We start from the raw sequence: 18,807 nt of genomic DNA on the forward strand, positions 1-18,807 counted from the left end.
GTGACCCGTTGTGTACAGCCGGTAGGCACGTCTAGTGGTCCGGGAGCCGGTGACAAGACGCCGCCGAAGTGTTCCCGTGGGCAGGGAACTACCCTGGCGGGATGCGCAGTGAAACCCCCGCGGGAGCGGTGAGCGAATCCGTGGACGACTCCGCCCCGGGCGACGGGCTCGTCAAGGCGGGCGTCGTCGTCTTCGCCGTCGGCGCGCTCGCGACCCTGGTCACGGTGGCTCCGCTCTTCCTCGGGACCGATCCCTTCCCGACCGTCGCCTACCTGGTGTCGATGCTGATGGGCGTCGGTTTCGCCCTCGCCGGCGCCGGGGTGCTCCGCTCCGTCGCGGCCCAGCGGCGGCAGGCCCGCCAGGGGCGGCCCGCCGCCTAGGCGGCGCGGCGGGAGTGGTACGCCTCCCACCAGGCACGGAAGTCCGTCAGGTCCTTGAGGACCACGTCGGCGCCGGCCGCGCGCAGCTCCTCGGGGGCGCAGGGGCCGGTCGCGACGCCGACCGCGTACGCGCCGGCGGCGGCCGCGCCGCGCACGTCGCCGACGTGGTCGCCGACGTACACCGAGGCGCCGTGGGCGCGCAGGGCCTCCGCCTTGGCCTCGGCGAAGAGGCGGCCGACGACCGCGTCGGGCTCGATGCCCAGGTGGGCGAAGTGGCGGTGGGCGTCGGGGGCGTTCTTGGCGGTGACGACGACGGTCCGGCCGCCGGCCTCGCGGACGGCGTCGAGGGCGTCCCGGGCGCCCGGCATGGGCACGGTGGGCTCGATCGCGTACTCGGGGTAGAGGGCGCGGTAGCGGGCGGTCATCTCGGTGACCTGCCCGGCGGGCACCCAGTGGGCCATCTCCTGCTCCAGCGGCGGGCCGAGACGGGTGACGACGAGGTCGGCGTCGACGGCGACGCCGTACTTCTCCGAGAACGCCTCGAAGGCGGCCTTGATGCCGGGGCGGGTGTCGAGCAGGGTCAGGTCGAGGTCGAAACCGACGGTGAGCGGGGCCTCGGAGGTGTTCGTCGTCATGGGTGACATTGTGCCCGGGTGTTCGAATACGGCGGTTGCTTAGACTGAGCGACTGAGGCAAGCCAAGCCAAGCCTTACCGAACCTCCTCCCCCCTCCTCCACCTCCTCCGCCTCCTTCTCGCCCGATGGGTGCACATGACAGCCGCTTTCCGTTCCAGACGGGTCCTCGCGACCTCGGCGGCCGTCGTCGCCCTGCTCCTCGCCGTCCTCCTCAGCCTCGCCGTCGGCGCCCGGCCCATCGCGCCCGGCACCGTCTTCGACGCCCTCCTGCACGGCGGGACCGGCGACGACGCCGAGGTGGTGCGGCAGCTGCGGGTCCCCCGTACCGTCATCGGGCTGATGGTCGGCGCCGCCCTCGCGCTCGCCGGCACCGCCCTCCAGGGCATCACCCGCAACCCCATCGCCGACCCCGGCATCCTCGGCATCAGCCAGGGCTCCTCGGTCGCCGTCGTCCTCGCCATCGCCTTCCTCGGCGTGCACAGCCTCTCCGGGTACGTGTGGTTCGCCTTCCTCGGCGCCGCGCTCGCCTCGGTCGCCGTGTACGCCATCGCCTCCAGCGGCCGCGGCGGCGCCACGCCCGTGAAGCTGGCCCTCGGCGGCGCGGCGATCAACGCGCTGCTGCTGTCGGTGACGACCGGCGTCCTGACGACGCAGGCGGCGGCGCTGGACGAGTTCCGGTTCTGGCAGACCGGCTCCCTCGACGGGCGGGACGCGGCCACCATCGGGCAGATCTGGCCGTTCCTGCTGCTCGGCGCCGTCCTGGTGCTGTCGGTGGCCCGCGGTCTGGACGCCCTCGCGCTCGGCGAGGACGTCGCCAAGGGGCTCGGGCAGAAGGTCGCGACCGTCCGCGTCGTCGGCGGGCTCGGCGCGACGGTCCTCACCGGCGCGGCCGTCGCCGCCGCCGGTCCCCTCGCCTTCGTCGGCCTCGCCGTCCCCCACATCGCCCGCGCCGTCGTCGGCTCCGACCACCGGTGGGTGCTGCCGATGGCCGCGCTCCTCGGGCCCGTGATGGTGCTGGTCGCGGACGTCGCCGGACGGATCGTCTTCCCGCCCGGCGAGATCCCCGCCGGGGTCATGACGGCGCTCATCGGCGTGCCCTTCCTGGTGACGCTGGTCCGCCGCAAGGCGGTCCCGGCATGAGCCTCACGAAGACCCCGGGCAGCCCGGGGAGCCCGGAGACCGCTGCGACCAAGGCGAGGCGCGCCGGGGCCCGGCCCGCCGGATACGGGCTCGTCCGCACCGGACCCGCCTCCTTCCTCGTCCACCGGCGCTCGGTACTCGCCGCCACGGTGCTGCTCCTGCTGCTGGCCGCGCTGTCGGTCGCGTACCTCTGCGTCGGTGAGAAGACCATCTCCCCGGGCGAGGTCCTGACCGTCCTCACCGGCGGCGACTCCCCCGCCGCGTTCGTCGTCGAGGAGCTGCGCGCGCCGCGGCTCGTCACCGCGCTCGCCGTCGGCGCCGCCTTCGGGATCGCCGGCGCGCTCATCCAGACCGTCGCCCGCAACCCGCTCGCCTCGCCCGACATCATCGGCATCAGCCAGGGCGCCGGCGCCCTCACCGTCGCCGCGATGACCTTCGGCCTCGCCTCGTACACGGTCCTGCCCTACCTGTCGATCGCCGGCGGTGTCCTCGCCGCCGCCCTCGTGTACGCCTTCGCCTGGCGCGGCGGGCTGCACGCGACCCGCTTCGTCCTCATCGGCATCGGCATCGCCATCGCGCTCCGCTCCCTCATCACCCTCTTCATGACCAAGGGCGACTACCTCGTCGCCCAGCAGGCGCAGATCTGGATGACCGGCTCGCTCAACGGACGCGGCTGGGAGGAGTCCGCGCCCGTCCGCTGGACGCTGCTGCTGATGCTGCCCGCCGTGCTGTGGGCGGCCCGCGCCCAGCGGACCGTCGCCCTCGACGACTCCACCGCGACCGCCCTCGGCGTCCGGCTCGGGCGGGTGCGGCTCGGGCTCGTCGCGGTGGGCGTGATCCTGGCCTCCGTCGCCACCGGCGTCGCCGGTCCCGTCGACTTCGTGGCCCTCCTCGCCCCGCAGATCGCCCGCCGGGTGACGCGCACGGCGCAGATCCCGCTGCTCTGCTCGGCGCTCCTCGGCGCGCTGATCGTCACCGCCGCCGACCTCGTCGGACGGCGCCTGTTCTCACCGGTGGAACTGCCGGTGGGCGTCCTCACGGCGGCGGTCGGCGCCCCGTATCTGATCTGGCTCATCGTCCGGAGCCGCACGGGAGAGAAGGCATGAGCAGACTGACGGCCCGCGGGCTGACCCTCGCCTACGAGAGCCGGGTCGTCGTCGAGGACCTCGACCTGGCGGTCCCCGACGGCAAGGTGACCGTCATCGTCGGCCCCAACGCGTGCGGCAAGTCGACCACGCTGCGGGCCCTCGGACGGCTCCTCAAGCCCGCGGGCGGCGCCGTGCTGCTCGACGGGGAGGAGTTGGCGAAGCTCCCCACGAAGCGGATCGCCCGCTCGATCGGCCTGCTGCCGCAGACGCCCGTCGCGCCCGAGGCGATCACCGTCGCGGACCTCGTCGCGCGCGGCCGGCAGCCGCACCAGGCGTGGTGGAAGCAGTGGTCCGAGGAGGACGAGCGGGCGGTCACGGAGGCCATGGCCCGTACGGACGTGGCCGCGCTCGCCGACCGGTCCGTCGACGAGCTGTCCGGTGGGCAGCGCCAGCGCGTCTGGATCGCGATGGCCCTCGCGCAGGAGACCGACCTCCTGCTCCTCGACGAGCCCACGACCTACCTGGACATCGCGCACCAGGTGGAGGTCCTGGACCTCGTCCGCCGCCTCAACCGCTCGCGCGGCCGGACGGTCGTCGTCGTCCTGCACGACCTGAACCAGGCAGCCCGGTACGCCGACCACCTCATCGCCATGAAGGCGGGCCGGGTCGTGGCCCAGGGCCCGCCCTCCGAGATCGTCACGGACACGATGGTCCAGGAGGTCTTCGGCCTCCCCTCGGTCGTCATCCCCGACCCGGTGACCGGCTCGCCGCTGGTGATCCCCGGCGCGCCGTGGGACGGGGACGGGGACGGCGACAGGGACGGGGACTCAGAGACGGCGGGACTGGTGCAGGAGGTAGAGGGCTGAGAGCAGGGCGGCGGCCCTGAGCGTCCAGGGCCAGGTCTCGGCGAGGGCGGTGTCCAGGGCGCCCGCCGGGACCGGTTCACCCCAACGGCCCTGGAGCCTGCCCCACAGCCAGCCGATGCCCCCGGCCGCCGCCACGCCCGGGAGCACGAAGACGGCCCGCTTGACCTGGGCGGGGGTCAGACGACGCGAGCCGTACGCGATGAGCCAGCCGCCCGCGAGCGCGAGCAGCCAGCCGAACGCCGCACCCGCGACCAGCAGTAGCGCGGCGAGCAGCAGGAACGGCTGGCCGAAGCCGCGGGTCCTGACCTGGACCGCGCCCGCGCCCGGCGCCGCCTCCTCCCCCGGTCCCTCCTCCGGCGCCTCCTCACTCGGCCGGCGCCTGCGGAGCAGCCGGGCCAGGCGGCGGGCCCGGCCGACCGGGGCGAAGTCCGCGTCCGGGGCCTCCGGCTCCGGCGCCTCGGGCTCCGGCGGGAGGAAGAGCTCGGGGGCCTCCACGCCGCCGATGAAGCCGGGGGCGATCAGGTCGTCGGGGTCGGCGTCGGGGTCGAAGCCGGGGGTGAAAGGGAATTCGGCGTCGGGGTCGAAGTCCGTGTCCGGGCCGCCTTGCCACCAGCCCCGGGGGCGGGGGACGGCGGGCGGGGGAGCCTGCTGCTTCTGGGGAGGCGCGCTCGGGGGCGTACCGGATTCTTTGCCCGTGTCGGACCACCAGGTGCGCCCGCGCCGCTCCGAAGCCGGGGCCGGAGCCGGAGTCGTACCGGCTCCGCTCGTACCCTCTCCTCCCCTGCCTCCCGCCCTGCTCACGACCTCGTCCGGGGTGCCCAGGTCGCCGAGGATGCCCCGGACGGCGGTGGGGGACTCCTCGCCGTGGGTGGCGCGGCGGCGGTCGATCTCGTTGCGGAGGCCGGAGACGAGGGCGGTCCTGTCGCGGGGCGGGAGCTGCCGTTGCTGGGCCAGGTCGCCGACCTCGCTCAGGTAGTCCATGACCATCCGGTCGCTCTCGATGCCCACGCCGCCCCTCCACCGTCCGGCCGAACGCCGTCCCGGTCCTGACGGTAGCGCCTGCGCAGCGGATAACGTGGGGCGGATGGGGATCGGCGAGCTGGACCGGGAGGCGCACGTGCCCGAGGGACGTCCGAGTGGGACCGCGGCGAGCCCGCGCACGCTGGCCGAGGCGCTGCGGGGGCGCGGTGACGACGGGCTGGCCGCGCTGCTGCGGGCCCGCCCCGACCTGCTGGGCCCGGTGCCGAACGATCTGACGCAGCTGGCGACCCGGGCCGGGACGCGGGCTTCGGTGGTGCGGGCGATGGAGCGGCTCGACCGCTTCTCGCTTCAGGTGGCGGAGGCGCTGGCGGTGGCGCCGGACCCGGCGCCGTACCCCGTCCTGCTCGAACTGTTCCTGGGCGGGCAGGACGCGCCGGAGATCGAGGCGGCGCTGCCCCGCGCGGTGGCGCTGCTGCGCGAGCAGGCGCTGGTGTGGGGCGAGGACGACCGGCTGCGGCTGGTGCGGACCGCGCGCGAGCTGCTGTCGCCGTCGCCGCAGCACCCCTCCCCCACCGGTCTCGGGCCGACCGTCGCCGAGGCGACGGCGGGGATGTCGCCGGGGCGGTTGCAGGAGATCGTGGCGGCGGCCGGGCTGGCGTCCACGCACGACCCGGTGTCGGCGGTCGCCGCGCTGACCGGGCTCTTCACCGACCGGGAGCGGATGGGGGCGCTGCTCGACACGGCGCCGCCGGAGGCGCTGTCGGTGCTGGACCGGCTGGTGTGGGGGCCGCCGTACGGCGAGGTGACGGCGAAGCCGACGCCGCCGGTGAGCTGGCTGCGCGACCGGGGGCTGCTGCTGCCGGTGTCGCCGCGCACGATGGTGCTGCCGCGCGAGGTGGCGCTGCACCTGCGGGGCGGGCGGGCGCACCGGGTGCCGGAGCCGCGCGCGCCGGAGGCCGTGGTGGCGCGCGAGTACCGTCCCCAGGTTGTGGACAGTGCCGCCGCCGGGCAGGCGTACGCGGCGCTGGCCACGGTCGAGGAGCTGCTGAAGTCCTGGGACCACGGCGGCCCGGCGGTGCTGCGGGCGGGCGGCCTGGCGGTGCGGGACCTGAAGCGGACCGCGGCGGCGCTGGACGTGCCGGAGCCGGTGGCGGCCTTCTGGCTGGAGCTGGCGTACGGGGCGGGGCTGCTGGCCTCGGACGGCGAGGCGGACGAGCGGTACGCGCCGACGCCCGCGTACGACGACTGGCTCGACCAGCCGCCGGCCGAGCGCTGGGCCCGGCTGGTCACCGCCTGGCTCGCGGCGACCCGCACCCCCGGGCTCGTCGGCGGCCAGGACGCGAAGGGCCGGACGCTGTCCGCGCTCGGCCCCGACCTGGACCGGGCGGCGGCCCCCGAGGTGCGGCACCGGGTCCTCGGCCTGCTGGCGACCCTGCCGCCGGGCTCCGCGGCGACCCCGGAGTCCCTGCTGGCCCGGCTGCGCTGGGAGCGCCCGACCCGGCACGCGTCCGCCGCGAGCCGTACGGGGATGGCGCCGGGGCCCTCTTCGGGCGCGGGTGCCAGTGGCGGCTCGGGTGCGGGCGCGGAGGCCGGTGCGGCGGGGCCGTGGGCCTCGGAGACACGGCCGCCGGCGGCCGGCGCGTCGGCCACGGCGCCGCGGCCCGCCGCCGACCTGCGGGAGCGGCTCGCCCGCTGGGTGCTCGGCGACGCCGAACTGCTGGGGATCACCGGCCGGGGCGCGCTGTCCACGCCCGCGCGTGCCCTGCTGAACCTGCCGCTCACCGAGGCCGCCGCGCCGGCCGCCGAGGGCGGCGGGGTGGAGGTGGAGGTCGCGGCCGAGCGCGCGGCGGAGCTCCTGGAGCCGCTGCTGCCGCACGCCGTCGACCACGTCCTGCTCCAGGCCGACCTGACCGCCGTCGCCCCCGGCCCGCTGCTGCGCCCGCTGGCCGACGCGCTCGCGGTCCTGGCGGACGTGGAATCGAAGGGTGGCGCGACGGTCTACCGGTTCACGCCCGGTTCGGTGCGGCGCGCGCTCGACACCGGCCGCTCCGCCTCCGACCTGCACGCCTTCCTCGCCGCGCACGCGCGGACGCCGGTGCCGCAGCCGCTGGCGTACCTCATCGACGACGTGGCCAGGAAGCACGGGCATCTGCGGATCGGGGCGGCCTCGGCGTACGTGCGCTGCGACGACGACGCGCTGCTCGGCGAGATCCTGGCCGACCGCCGCTCGGCCCCGCTGCGGCTGCGCCGCCTCGCGCCGACGGTGCTGGCCGCGCAGACGGACCCGAAGTCGCTCCTCGAAGGGCTGCGCGCGATGGGGTACGCGCCGGCGGCCGAATCGGCGGAGGGCGACGTCCTGATCACCCGCGCCGACGCCCACCGCACCCCGCCCCGCACCGCCCCGGCCCCCGTCCCCGACGGCCCGCCCACCCCCGACACCACCCTGCTCACGGCCGCCGTCCGCGCCATCCGCGCCGGCGACCACGCCGCCACGGCCGTACGCAAGGAACCCACCGTCCCGGTCACGGCGGGCGGCCTCCCCCGCACCTCGGCCGCCGAGACCCTGGCCACCGTCCAGGCGGCCGCCATGACCGGCTCGGCCGTCTGGATCGGCTACGTCAACGCGGAAGGCTCGGCCACCCAGCGCGTCATCGCCCCCGTCCGCGTAGAAGGCGGCTTCGTCACCGGCTACGACCACACGGCCGACGAGGTCAGGACCTACCCCCTGCACCGCATCACGGGCGTGGCGGAACTGGCGGAGGAGGAGGTCTAGCTTCTCGGCGCGACCAGAGTGGCCGGGTCGACCTCCAGCGGGAACGGCTTCTCGATCAGCGTCGTCCGCCCCGCTTCGGCGACAAGGCGCTCGACGTAGCGGCCGTCCCGCAACTCGCACACGACCAGCGTCGGCACCGGCTCCAGTTCGAGCCGCCACAGGTGCTCGATGCCGGCCTCGGCGTAGTACGGCGGCTTCAGCAGGCGGTCGGTGCGGCGGCCGGAGGACGACGGGGAGACGATCTCGACGACGAGCAGGACGTCGTCGGCGTCGCACGTCGCCGGGTTCTCCGCTGCGGCGGCCGCCTCGACGACGACGATGTCCGGGATGAAAAGGCCGTCGGGCAGCACGAGATTGACCGCCTCAAGGACTTCCGCCGCCACGCCCTCCCCGTGAATGGCGCGGTCCAGCAGCATCGCGAGGCGCAGCGACGCCCGCTGGTGCTTGAACCCAGGAGCCGGAGACATCATGAGCGCTTCCCCCATCAATTCACGACGCTGCCCACGGTCCTCCCCCAGTGCCAGGACTTCCTCTATGGTCCAGGGCCCATAGTGCGGATCGTGTGCGACGCTCATCTCGCCTCCTCCCTCATGCGGAACCGGTCGACTTCAGTGTGGCAGGCCCCTCCGACAACCGCCGGGCGTCAGGCAGACTGGATGTTTGGCCGTGCGGAAGGGAACCCACATACGTGAACGGGCCACTCATCGTCCAGAGTGACAAGACGCTGCTCCTTGAGGTCGACCACGAGCTCGCCGACGCCTGTCGGCGGGCCATCGCGCCGTTCGCGGAGCTGGAGCGGGCGCCCGAGCACATCCATACGTACCGGGTGACGCCGCTCGGGCTGTGGAACGCGCGGGCCGCGGGGCACGACGCCGAGCAGGTGGTGGACGCGCTCGTGGAGTACTCGCGGTACCCGGTGCCGCACGCGCTGCTCGTCGACATCGCCGAGACCATGGACCGGTACGGGCGGCTCACGCTCACCAAGCATCCCGCGCACGGGCTGGTGCTGACGACGACCGATCGGCCGGTGCTGGAGGAGATCCTCCGGTCGAAGCGGGTCCAGCCGCTGGTGGGGGCGCGGATCGACCCCGACACCGTGGTCGTACACCCCTCCGAGCGCGGTCAGATCAAGCAGACGCTGCTGAAGCTGGGCTGGCCCGCCGAGGACCTCGCCGGGTACGTCGACGGCGAGGCGCACGCGATCGAGCTCGCGGAGGACGGCTGGAGCCTGCGGCCGTACCAGCAGCACGCCGTCGAGGGCTTCTGGCACGGCGGCTCCGGTGTCGTCGTGCTGCCCTGCGGCGCGGGCAAGACGCTGGTCGGGGCCGGGGCGATGGCCAAGGCGAAGGCGACGACGCTGATCCTCGTCACCAACACCGTCTCCGCCCGGCAGTGGAAGAACGAGCTGGTGAAGCGGACCTCGCTGACCGAGGACGAGATCGGCGAGTACTCGGGGACGAAGAAGGAGATCCGGCCCGTCACCATCGCGACGTACCAGGTCCTCACGACCAAGCGGAAGGGCGTCTACCCGCACCTGGAGCTCTTCGACTCCCGCGACTGGGGCCTGATCGTCTACGACGAGGTGCACCTGCTGCCCGCGCCGGTCTTCAAGTTCACCGCCGACCTCCAGGCCCGGCGCCGGCTCGGCCTCACCGCCACGCTCGTGCGCGAGGACGGCAAGGAGGCGGACGTCTTCTCGCTCATCGGGCCCAAGCGGTTCGACGCGCCGTGGAAGGAGATCGAGGCGCAGGGCTACATCGCGCCCGCCGACTGCGTCGAGGTGCGGGTCAACCTCACCGAGTCGGAGCGGCTCGCCTACGCGACGGCCGAGGCGGAGGAGAAGTACCGCTTCTGCGCGACGACGGCGACGAAGCGGCGGGTGACGGAGGCGCTGGTGCGGAAGTTCGCCGGCCAGCAGATCCTCGTCATCGGCCAGTACATCGACCAGCTCGACGAACTGGGCGCGCACCTCGACGCGCCGGTCATCAAGGGCGAGACGTCGAACAAGGAGCGGGAGCGGCTCTTCGACGCCTTCCGCAACGGCGAGATCAACGTCCTCGTCGTCTCCAAGGTCGCCAACTTCTCCATCGACCTGCCCGAGGCCACGGTCGCCATCCAGGTGTCCGGCACCTTCGGCTCCCGCCAGGAGGAGGCGCAGCGCCTCGGCCGCGTCCTGCGCCCGAAGGCGGACGGCCACCAGGCGCACTTCTACTCGGTCGTCGCCCGCGACACCATCGACCAGGACTTCGCCGCCCACCGGCAGCGCTTCCTGGCCGAGCAGGGCTACGCCTACCGCATCGTCGACGCGGACGAGCTGCTGGCGCCGTAGGGGCCCGTGCCTGCCCGTCCGTCCGGTCTCAGTCCATCAGGGCCAGGAGCGGGCCCGCGAGGGCCAGGGCGTACTGGGCGACGACGAGGGCGCGGCGGGGCACGACGAGGGCCGCCACGCCCGCCGCGGCGGCGAGGCCCAGGGCCCAGAAGCCGGTCACGACGAAGCCTCCGCCGGAGCCGTCGCCGGAGATCGCGTCGTCGAGGGTGACCGCCATGGTCGCCACCGTGCAGACCGCGACGAGCAACAGGCCGAAGCCCGCGAAGGCACGGAGCGCGAGGGGGCTCAGGGCGTAGGGGTCGGGGGAGGTGGTGGGGTGCGGGGGCGTTGTCATGCCCCCATCCCATCAGCGCGCCGGGGGCGTCGGTAGACGTGCGCGTACTCAGCCGGGCGGGGCGCGTACTCAGTCCGGGGGGAGGGTGTGGGCGTAGGCCGGGCGGGGGTTCTTGATGCCTGCGCCGCCGGGGCCCGAGGCGTCGCCGTAGTCGCCGTAGTCGCCCAGCAGGGCCACCTCTACGGCGGCCGAGCCGAAGGCCCGCAGGGCTGCCATCAGGCGGCGGGGGCGGGGGACGGTGGTCACGAGGGTGAAGGTCGTCGCGGTCATGTATCCATTCTGGAATCCGGACATTCGGAACATATCGGCCTGGGGGCGGAACCCGCGTCCCCCTTACGGCGGAGCGCTCCCCCTACGGGAAAACGATTCGCACCCGCCCCCGGGCCGGAGCTAGAATCATCGGCTTCCCCGCCTCCGGGACGCGTACGCATAGGCGTCCGAGGAGCGCGCCGCCGTCCGGTCGGAAACCGGCGGCCACATCGCCATGTCCGTGTGTCCGTCCGCATGCCCGACCGGAGGCTCCACCGTGTCCGCAGCTGTGCCCACCGACGATCCGCTCGTACGCGAGCGGGCCCACCTGACCTCCTCCCGCGCCGCCCTGCGCGCGATGCGCGAGGAGGTGGAGGCGCTGGACATCAAGGACGTCACCGCGAACTGGGTCAACTCGATCGTCCTGGAACGGCAGATCGAGGACCGCATCAAGGCGCTCGCGGACCTCGCCCACACCCCGCTCTTCTTCGGCCGGCTCGACTACCTGCCGCCCACCCAGCACGGGCAGCGCTTCTACATCGGGCGGCGGCACGTCCACGACGCGCACGGCGACCCGATGGTCATCGACTGGCGCGCGCCGGTCTCGCAGCCGTACTACCAGGCGTCGAAGAAGGACCCGCAGGACGTGGGGCTGCGCCGCCGCTTCGGCTACACGGGCGGCGAGCTCACCGCGTACGAGGACGAGCACCTCTCCGACCCGGCCGCTGAGACATTTTTCGGCTCCGCCGAGGGGTCGCGCACCAGCCGGCTGCTCCAGGCGGAGATCGAGCGGCCGCGCGTGGGCCCCATGCGGGACATCGTCGCCACGATCCAGCCCGAGCAGGACGAGATCGTCCGCTCCGACCTGTCCGGCACGCTGTGCGTGCAGGGCGGCCCCGGCACCGGCAAGACGGCCGTCGGCCTGCACCGCGTCGCCTATCTGCTGTACGCCCACCGGGAGCGGCTCGCCCGCACCGGGACGCTCGTCATCGGGCCGAACCGGTCCTTCCTCCAGTACATCGAGCAGGTGCTGCCCGCGCTCGGCGAGCTGGAGGTGAAGCAGGCGACCGTCGACGACCTCGTGGCGCACGTGGAGGTGCGGGGCACGGACGAGGCGGCGACGGCGGTCGTGAAGGGCGACGCCCGGATGGCGGAGGTGCTGCGGCGGGCCGTCTGGTCGCACGTGACGCTGCCGAAGGAACCGCTGATGGTGGTGCGCGGCTCGCGCCGCTGGCGGGTCCCGGCGTACGAACTGGAGGAGATCGTACGGGAGTTGACGGCACGTGACATCCGCTACGGGGCCGCCCGCGAGGCGCTGCCGCAGCGGATCGCGCACGCCGTCCTGATGCGGATGGAGCAGGCGGGCGAGGCGCCTGACGACCGGGTGCAGAACGCGGTGGCCCGGAACGCGGCGGTGAAGGCGGTGGTGAAGGAGTGCTGGCCGCCGGTCGACCCGGCGAAGCTGGTGCTGCGGCTGCTGGGGGACGCGGAGTTCCTCGCGGAGCACGCGGCAGGGCTGCTGAGCGAGGAGGAGCAGAAGCTGCTGCTGTGGGCGAAGCCGGGGCGCGGCGTGAAGACGGCGCGGTGGTCGGCGGCGGACACGGTGCTGATCGACGAGACGACGGACCTCGTCGAGCGGACGCACTCGCTCGGGCACGTCGTCCTCGACGAGGCGCAGGACCTCTCCCCCATGCAGTACCGGGCGGTGGGGCGGCGCTGCACGACCGGTTCCGCGACGATCCTCGGCGACCTCGCGCAGGGCACGACGCCGTGGGCCACGCAGAGCTGGGAGACGGCGCTGGCGCACCTCGGCAAGCCGGAGTCCCGGGTCGAGGAGCTGACGGCCGGCTTCCGCGTCCCCAGCGAGGTCATCTCGTACGCGTCCCGGCTCCTGCCCCACATGGCGCCGGGCCTCGCCCCGGTGGAGTCCGTCCGCGAGAACCCGGGCGCCTTCGAGATCCGCCAGGTCACCGCCCCCTCCGAGGAGGCGGTGGTCACGGCGTGCGCGGACGCGCTCGCGCACGAGGGGTCGATCGGCCTCATCGCGGCGGACGCGCGGGTGGCGCAGCTGGCGGAAGCGCTGTCGGAGGCGGGCCTGAAGTACCTCTCCCCAGGCGAGGAGACGACGGCGGAGTCGCGCCTCACCCTGGTCCCCGCGTCCCTGGCGAAGGGCCTGGAGTACGACTACGTCGTCCTCGACGAGCCCGCCGCGATCGTAGACGGCGAACCCGACGAACGCACCGGCCTCCGCCGCCTCTACGTAACCCTCACCCGAGCAGTCTCCGGCCTCACGATCACCCACGCGTCCCCGCTACCGCCGCAGCTGTAGGGCCCGGGGGTGCTGGCCCGCCAGGCTGGACGGCACCCTCCGCTGGACCACCCCCGTGCGGGCCTGCGCCCCGCTGCACGGCGCCCTGGCCCGCACCCCTCGTGTGTGCCTGCGCCCACGGGACGGCGCCCCAGGCCGCACCCACCCCCGTGTGGGCACACGCGCCCACGGGACGGCGCCCTTCGCCGCACCCCGCGTGTGCCCGCGCCGTGCTGGACGGCGCCCTCGGTACCACCTCCGTGTGGGCATGCGTCCCGCTAGGGGCGGGACGGGTGGGCACACGGGACGGCGCCCCCTGCCGGGCCTAGGCTTCCTGCGCCTGAACCCGCACCCGTAGGGCGGCGCACTCGTGGTGCGGGTCAGGGACGTGTGCGGAGGCACCCGCGCAGGGTGCCGTTCCGTTGTGCCCACCCGTTCCGCCCCAGCGGAACGATTGCCCACAACGGAGCGGCGGCGGAGCGGGGGGTGGGCACCGCCCCAGCGGAACGATTGCCCACAACGAAACGGCTGCGGCGGACCGGCGCCCGCACGGGCCCGGGCGGGGGCGGGCACCGGTCCAGTGGCGGGGGCTAGTTGGTGGGGTGGAGGAAGGTCTTGCGGGTTTCTTGGGCTTTGGTTTCTACTGCGCGCTGGGACAGGTGTTCCGCTTCGAAGGACGTCGTGCCGATGCTGCCCTTGTCGGCCCAGAGGCACATCGCGCGGAGCGACCCCGTCTCCCGCTCGGTGACGCGGATGCACCGCATCCAGCCGCCGTAGGGCCCCGCGTCCGCGTTCCAGGCGTCGTGGACCGTACCGAACGCCTCCATGCCGGTGAAGAAGCCGCCGTCCTGGACGTACGAGGCCCGCATGTCGTGGAAGTCGCCGGTCCTGACGGCCACCAGCTCCTCGCCGTACACCCGGGCCATCGCGCCCTCCACCTCCGCGGCGGGCACGGCCCCGAACGGGTCGTACTCCTTCTGGAGGTCGTAGCCCTCCGCGCCCCCGTAGCTGTCGTGGGCGACGATCTCGTAGCGCGGGTAGGAGACGGAGGAGCCGTACGCCGCGACGCCGACGACGAGCGCGAGGACGAGCCCGGCGCCCGCGAAGGCGTACTCGCGGCGGGTGACGCGCGGGACGGGCGGCAGTTCGGGCGGGCCGAAGCCCTCGGGGGCCGGGGAGTCGTCCGCCGACGGCACCGCGTCCACCGCCCGCGCCGCCGCCCGCTCCCGCGCCTGCCGCAGGAGCCGCCGCAGCGCGAGGTCCGGAAGGCTCAGCAGGACGAACACGGCGGCGGTGACCCCGTACGGCATCGGCAGGACCGTGCTCCGCAGGACGACCAGCAGCGCGACGAGCGCCGCGACGAGGAGCCGGTACTCGGAGGCCCGGCACAGCAGCAGGCGGAGCCAGGCGCGGCCGGGCGCAGCGAGGGCGGCGGTCGTCTCGGCGAGGACGGCGAGCCGGCGGTCGTACGGGGCGCGGGCGGCCCACTGCGCGGTCTGCGCGGCCGCGTCGGCGGGCGTCGGACCGGCCGCGAAGGCGCGGGCCGCGTCGAAGGACTGCACCCGGCGCTCCGAGACCGCGTTCCCGGTGCCCGCGGGCACGGAGCTCCCGGCCGCCTCGGCCCGCCGCGCCTCCGCCGAGTGCGGGGCGAGCTCCCGCAGCCGCGCGCTGATCGCCTCGCCGCGCGCGAACCGCCCCGGGCGCTCGAACGCGTCGGTGCGGGCGTGGAGTTCGGCGTACCCGCCGAGCAGTCCGATGTCGTCCGGGAACGCGTCGAGGCCCTCCCGGAAGACCCGCTCGGCGGCGTCGTCGTGGTCGTCGTCGTCCTCGGCCATGTGCGCGCGGCCGAGCGCGAGGTAGAGCCCGGCGTCGGGCCCGTCCGCGTCGAGCGCGTCCCGCGCGGCGGTCCGCGCCTCCCCCGGGCGCCCGGCGGCGATGAGCGCCTCGGCGCGCGTACGGATGTCGTTCAAGAGTCCCCACCCTGGTGCGAGCGGCCGGAACAGCCCGGCCGCGAGCGACACCCTCACCCGAACCGGAACCGCTGTCAACCGTTCACCGTCACCTCTGACCTGCCCTTTCGTCGCCAGGCGGAGTCAGGCGGAGTCAGGCGGAGTCGAGCGGAGTCAGATGGAGTCGGGCAGGGCCTCGCTCCACGTCCTGCGGGCGACGGCCGCGAGCACGGGGTTCGGCACCGGGGCGGTACCGGGCCCGCCCGTACCGCCGTAGTAGTGGTCGGTGACGAGCCCCCAGCACAGCGCCCAGCCGCGGCCCCGGGCCCAGGTGTCGTCGTCCACGCGGGAGGCGGCGCGGAAGAGGGGCCGGGTGGCGGCGGTGAGCAGGGCCCAGGCGGGCAGGAGGTCGGCGGCGGGGTCGCCGGTACCGAGCCCGCCGAAGTCGATGACGGCACTGAGGCGCCCGCCCCGGGTCAGCAGATTCCCCGGCAGCAGATCCCCGTGCAACCAGACGGGAGCCCGGCCCCAAGCAGGCACGGCCAAGACCTCCGCCCAGGCGTCGAGCGCGACGCGCTCGTCGAGCAGCCCGGCGCCGCCCAGCGCGGCGACGGCCGCAGGCAGAGCGCCCCCCTCCCACTCGGTGACGGCCCCGCCCCGAAAGGACCGCGGCCCACCGCTAGCGTCAACGGCCCGCAACGCCGCCCCGAACCGCCCCAACTCCCCAGCGGCATGCGCGAGATCGTCAACGGGCGACACCCACGCATCAACCCCGTCCAGCCACCCGTACACCCCCCAAGGCCGCCCGAACCCCTCCCCCGGCACGCCGACCCCAACAGGCACCGGCACAGGCAGCGGCAACGCGGGCGCGAGCAGCGGCAACCACCGCTGCTCCTTCTCCACCTGCCCACCCGCCCACTCCACCTTCGGCAACCGCACGACAAGCCCGTCCCCGAGCCGGAACATCGCATTGTCGGTCCCGGCCGAGACCACCTCCCGCACGTCGAGCCCCGCCCACCGAGGAAACTGCGCGGCGACGAGCCGCCGCACAAGGTCTTCGTCGAGTCCGTCGAGTTCGTCGCGTGCATCGAGTCCGTCCACCATGCGGGGAGGCTAACGACCGCCCGGTCGGCGCCGCACCGCGTTAAATCCCGCCCCGGCGCCCGGCCGGGCCAACATGGCTTCCGGTCAAGGGCGTTCACCTCCCGGCAGGAACGCCTGACTTCCGATCATCCGTGCTCTACCGTCGTCCCGTGGACGCCTTGGAACCCGGGGATCCCGCGCGGATCGGGCCGTACCGGATCATCGGCCGGCTGGGAGCCGGGGGAATGGGACGGGTCTATCTGGCCCGCTCGGAGGGCGGCCGGACCGTGGCCGTGAAGGCGGTGCACGACGGCTTCGCCCAGAACCGGGAGTTCCGTCTCCGGTTCGCCCAGGAGGTCGCCGCCGCGCGGAAGATCGGCGGGGCGTGGACCGCGCCGGTCCTGGACGCGGACACCGACGGCCCCGCCCCCTGGGTGGCCACCGGCTACATCCCCGGCCCCGACCTGCACCACGTCGTCGCGCGGAGCCACGGACCGCTGCCGCGCGAGTCGGTGCTCGCCCTGGCCAACGGGCTCGCGCACGCCCTGGCCGACATCCACGAGGCGGGGCTCGTCCACCGCGATCTGAAGCCGTCCAACATCCTGGTCACCGCCGACGGGCCGCGCGTCATCGACTTCGGCATCGCCCGCGCGCTGGAGACCCCGGTCGACGGCTTCCTCACCCGCACCGGCGCGGTGATCGGTTCCCCGGGGTTCATGTCCCCCGAGCAGGTCCGGGGCGAGCGGCTGACCGCCGCGTCGGACGTCTTCTGCCTGGGCACGGTCCTCGCCTTCGCGGCCACCGGCCGGACGCCCTTCGGCGACCTGGGCAGCGGCGCGCACGCGCTGATGTTCCGGATCGCCGAGGAGGAGCCGGACCTGTCCGGCCTGCGGGCCCCGCTGGAGGGACTCGTACGGGACTGCCTGCGCAAGGACCCGGCGCGGCGGCCCACCACCGCCGAGGTCCTCGCCCGCACCGAGGCGTGGGCGGTGGACGCCGTCCCGGCCTGGCTGCCCGGCCCCCTCCTGGCCTCCCTCGGCTCCCAGGCGGGCCGCCTCCTCGACGCGGACGGCCCGACCCCGACACCGACCCCGACCCCGACGGAGCCCGTCACTCCGCCCGCGCCTCCGGTCCCGTCACCGGCCCGTCGGCCCGGCCGCCGCCGCGCGACGATCGCGGCCGCCCTCGTGACGGCCGTCCTCGCGACGGCGGCGGCGGTGATCGTGCCCCGGCTGGGCGAGAAGGAGGCGGACGGGGCGGGCGGCCGGAAGGCGAGCACGCCACCGTCCTCGTCGTCACCGATGCCGGTCAACGACCCGCGGTTCACTGGCACTTGGGCGGGAGAGGTGAAGGACGGCGGAACGGGGAAGATCCCCCGCTGGGTCACGTTCGTCATCGGGGCGGGCACCCAGGAGTTCGGTCACACCGCCGACTACGTCCTCCAGTACGAGGACCGGGCCTGCCTCGGCACGGACGGGACCCTGACCGTGCACGACAGCCAGGCATCCATCGATTACAAGGCCCGTGGACTGTCGGAGAACGACAACGCATGTACGCCTCCCACCCAGACGCTCTCCGAGCAGGAGGGCATCCTGGTGTGGCGTTCCGGCCGTGCGTCGGCACGCCTCCACCGCGAGCCGGAACTGTCCCGGACACGGGAGGTCTTCGAGGGCACCTGGACCACGACGGACACCAAGCCCTCGATGGAGATCGCCCTCCCCTACGCGCGCGCGAACGCGACGGTGGAGATCACCGGGGGCACCGGTCCCGGCTCCTGCCCTGTCGCGGCCGTCGTCGTCACCGCCACCCCCGACCGCGTGGTCCTCGGCGACGTGAGCCCCGGCGGTCCCGACATGGGCATCTGCCACGGTCACGGCACCTTCGACCTCCGCCCCGCCGGGAAGGACCGGCTCCGGGTCACCACCGGGCGGGGCGTGCCCTACACCTTCACGCGGGCCTCCGCGTCCTGACGCGTTACGCGTCCACCGCCTCGCGCCACGTGCGGACCGCTTCCGGGGAGACGGGGGCGGTCCAGCCCTGGGGGCGGGCGGCGCCGCCGATGTGGAAGGCGGTGAGGCCGGTGGCGCGGAGGCGGGGGAGGTGGTCGAGGCGGAGGCCGCCGCCTACGAGGATCTGGGGTTCGTAGCCGGGTTCGCCGGTGCGGGCGGCCTCGGCCTCCAGGACCGGGAGGCCGTCGTCCACGCCGCCGGGGGCGCCGGCGGTGAGGTAGGTGTCGAGGCCGGGGAGGTCGGCGAGGCGCTTGCGGAGGACGTCGCGGTCGGCGGCGCGGTCGATGGCGCGGTGGAAGGTCCAGCGGGCGCCGTCGAGGACGGCGATGAGCCGTTCGACGGCGACCAGGTCGGGCTCGCCCGCGGGGGTGAGGAAGCCGAGGACGAACTCGTCCGCGCCGGCCGCCCGGAGCTCCGCCGCCCGGCCGGCCAGGGCGTCGATGTCGCCGGCCGCGAAGCCGTCCGCGAGGCGGAGCATCACGCGGAGCGGGATGTCGACCGCGCGGCGGATGGCGGTGAAGGTGGCCGTCGACGGGGTGAGGCCGTCCGCCGCCATGTCGGTGACGAGTTCGAGGCGGTCGGCGCCCCCGGTCTGGGCGGCGACCGCGTCCTGCTCGTCGAGGGCGATCACCTCCAGGACAGCACGGTTGCTCATTGCGCCCATTCCTCCATGAATGACGACT

The 18,807-nt window shown here is 74.6% G+C and carries 16 protein-coding genes; 8 read left to right on the top strand and 8 right to left on the bottom strand.

What is annotated here, in order from left to right; translation table 11 throughout:
• Window positions 1-101: 101 nt before the first annotated feature.
• Window positions 102-380, top strand: coding sequence for a hypothetical protein (locus tag ACFXMG_RS16980; RefSeq protein ID WP_383818081.1), 279 nt, complete (start codon window positions 102-104; stop codon window positions 378-380).
• On the opposite strand, the gene ACFXMG_RS16985 is transcribed toward ACFXMG_RS16980, so the two are convergent.
• Window positions 377-1,024 carry an HAD family hydrolase gene (locus ACFXMG_RS16985; protein WP_383818079.1) on the bottom strand — a complete coding sequence of 216 codons (648 nt, stop codon included), beginning with the start codon at window positions 1,022-1,024 and terminating at the stop codon, window positions 377-379. The genes ACFXMG_RS16980 and ACFXMG_RS16985 overlap by 4 nt on opposite strands.
• Before the next feature lie 126 nt (window positions 1,025-1,150).
• On the opposite strand from ACFXMG_RS16985, the gene ACFXMG_RS16990 reads away from it, so the two are divergent.
• Genes ACFXMG_RS16990 through ACFXMG_RS17000 form a run of 3 tightly spaced genes read left to right on the top strand, consistent with a single transcriptional unit; the run spans window position 1,151 to window position 4,109 of the window.
• A complete protein-coding gene (locus ACFXMG_RS16990) occupies window positions 1,151-2,155 on the top strand; it encodes a FecCD family ABC transporter permease (RefSeq protein WP_383818077.1) in 1,005 nt (334 codons plus the stop codon).
• Window positions 2,152-3,261: a FecCD family ABC transporter permease gene (locus tag ACFXMG_RS16995; protein WP_383818076.1), complete on the top strand. Its 1,110-nt coding sequence runs from the start codon at window positions 2,152-2,154 to the stop codon at window positions 3,259-3,261. The genes ACFXMG_RS16990 and ACFXMG_RS16995 overlap by 4 nt, the downstream gene beginning before the upstream one ends.
• Entirely contained in the window at window positions 3,258-4,109 is an 852-nt protein-coding gene (locus ACFXMG_RS17000; RefSeq protein WP_383818075.1) for an ABC transporter ATP-binding protein, read from the top strand. Before ACFXMG_RS16995 ends, ACFXMG_RS17000 begins: the two co-directional genes overlap by 4 nt.
• Here the strand turns inward: ACFXMG_RS17000 and ACFXMG_RS17005 are convergent.
• A complete protein-coding gene (locus tag ACFXMG_RS17005; RefSeq protein ID WP_383818073.1) occupies window positions 4,071-5,117 on the bottom strand; it encodes a hypothetical protein in 1,047 nt (348 codons plus the stop codon). The genes ACFXMG_RS17000 and ACFXMG_RS17005 overlap by 39 nt on opposite strands.
• A 76-nt stretch (window positions 5,118-5,193) precedes the next feature.
• Here ACFXMG_RS17005 and ACFXMG_RS17010 point away from each other — a divergent pair, with 76 nt between their 5' ends.
• Complete coding sequence (locus ACFXMG_RS17010; RefSeq protein WP_383818072.1) at window positions 5,194-7,863, top strand: helicase-associated domain-containing protein; 2,670 nt, start codon at window positions 5,194-5,196, stop codon at window positions 7,861-7,863.
• Here the strand turns inward: ACFXMG_RS17010 and ACFXMG_RS17015 are convergent.
• Window positions 7,860-8,438: a Uma2 family endonuclease gene (locus tag ACFXMG_RS17015; RefSeq protein WP_383818070.1), complete on the bottom strand. Its 579-nt coding sequence runs from the start codon at window positions 8,436-8,438 to the stop codon at window positions 7,860-7,862. The two genes, ACFXMG_RS17010 and ACFXMG_RS17015, sit on opposite strands and share 4 nt — an antisense overlap.
• Before the next feature lie 113 nt (window positions 8,439-8,551).
• Here ACFXMG_RS17015 and ACFXMG_RS17020 point away from each other — a divergent pair, with 113 nt between their 5' ends.
• Window positions 8,552-10,192 (top strand): DNA repair helicase XPB, encoded by a 1,641-nt coding sequence (locus tag ACFXMG_RS17020; protein WP_383818069.1) that lies wholly within the window; start codon window positions 8,552-8,554, stop codon window positions 10,190-10,192.
• Between the two features lie 28 nt (window positions 10,193-10,220).
• Here the strand turns inward: ACFXMG_RS17020 and ACFXMG_RS17025 are convergent, their stop codons facing one another.
• The gene (locus tag ACFXMG_RS17025; protein ID WP_383818067.1) at window positions 10,221-10,526 is read right to left on the bottom strand and encodes a hypothetical protein; all 306 of its coding nucleotides are present in this window, start codon (window positions 10,524-10,526) and stop codon (window positions 10,221-10,223) included.
• 69 nt (window positions 10,527-10,595) lie between these two features.
• Entirely contained in the window at window positions 10,596-10,796 is a 201-nt protein-coding gene (locus ACFXMG_RS17030; RefSeq protein WP_383818066.1) for a hypothetical protein, read from the bottom strand.
• Between the two features lie 214 nt (window positions 10,797-11,010).
• On the opposite strand from ACFXMG_RS17030, the gene ACFXMG_RS17035 reads away from it, so the two are divergent.
• A complete protein-coding gene (locus ACFXMG_RS17035; protein WP_383818064.1) occupies window positions 11,011-13,104 on the top strand; it encodes a HelD family protein in 2,094 nt (697 codons plus the stop codon).
• A gap of 569 nt (window positions 13,105-13,673) precedes the next feature.
• Here ACFXMG_RS17035 and ACFXMG_RS17040 read toward each other — a convergent pair.
• Both ACFXMG_RS17040 and ACFXMG_RS17045 read right to left on the bottom strand, forming a co-directional pair.
• Window positions 13,674-15,053: a hypothetical protein gene (locus tag ACFXMG_RS17040; protein WP_383818063.1), complete on the bottom strand. Its 1,380-nt coding sequence runs from the start codon at window positions 15,051-15,053 to the stop codon at window positions 13,674-13,676.
• A 153-nt stretch (window positions 15,054-15,206) separates the two neighbouring features.
• Entirely contained in the window at window positions 15,207-16,136 is a 930-nt protein-coding gene (locus ACFXMG_RS17045; protein ID WP_383818061.1) for an aminoglycoside phosphotransferase family protein, read from the bottom strand.
• 149 nt (window positions 16,137-16,285) lie between these two features.
• Between ACFXMG_RS17045 and ACFXMG_RS17050 the strand changes: the two genes are divergently transcribed.
• Complete coding sequence (locus tag ACFXMG_RS17050; RefSeq protein WP_383818060.1) at window positions 16,286-18,085, top strand: serine/threonine-protein kinase; 1,800 nt, start codon at window positions 16,286-16,288, stop codon at window positions 18,083-18,085.
• A 4-nt stretch (window positions 18,086-18,089) separates the two neighbouring features.
• On the opposite strand, the gene ACFXMG_RS17055 is transcribed toward ACFXMG_RS17050, so the two are convergent.
• A complete protein-coding gene (locus ACFXMG_RS17055; RefSeq protein WP_383818059.1) occupies window positions 18,090-18,779 on the bottom strand; it encodes a copper homeostasis protein CutC in 690 nt (229 codons plus the stop codon).
• Window positions 18,780-18,807: the final 28 nt, after the last annotated feature.

It is taken from the genome of Streptomyces sp. NPDC059201, assembly GCF_042754585.1.
Taxonomy (GTDB): Bacteria; Actinomycetota; Actinomycetes; order Streptomycetales; family Streptomycetaceae; genus Streptomyces.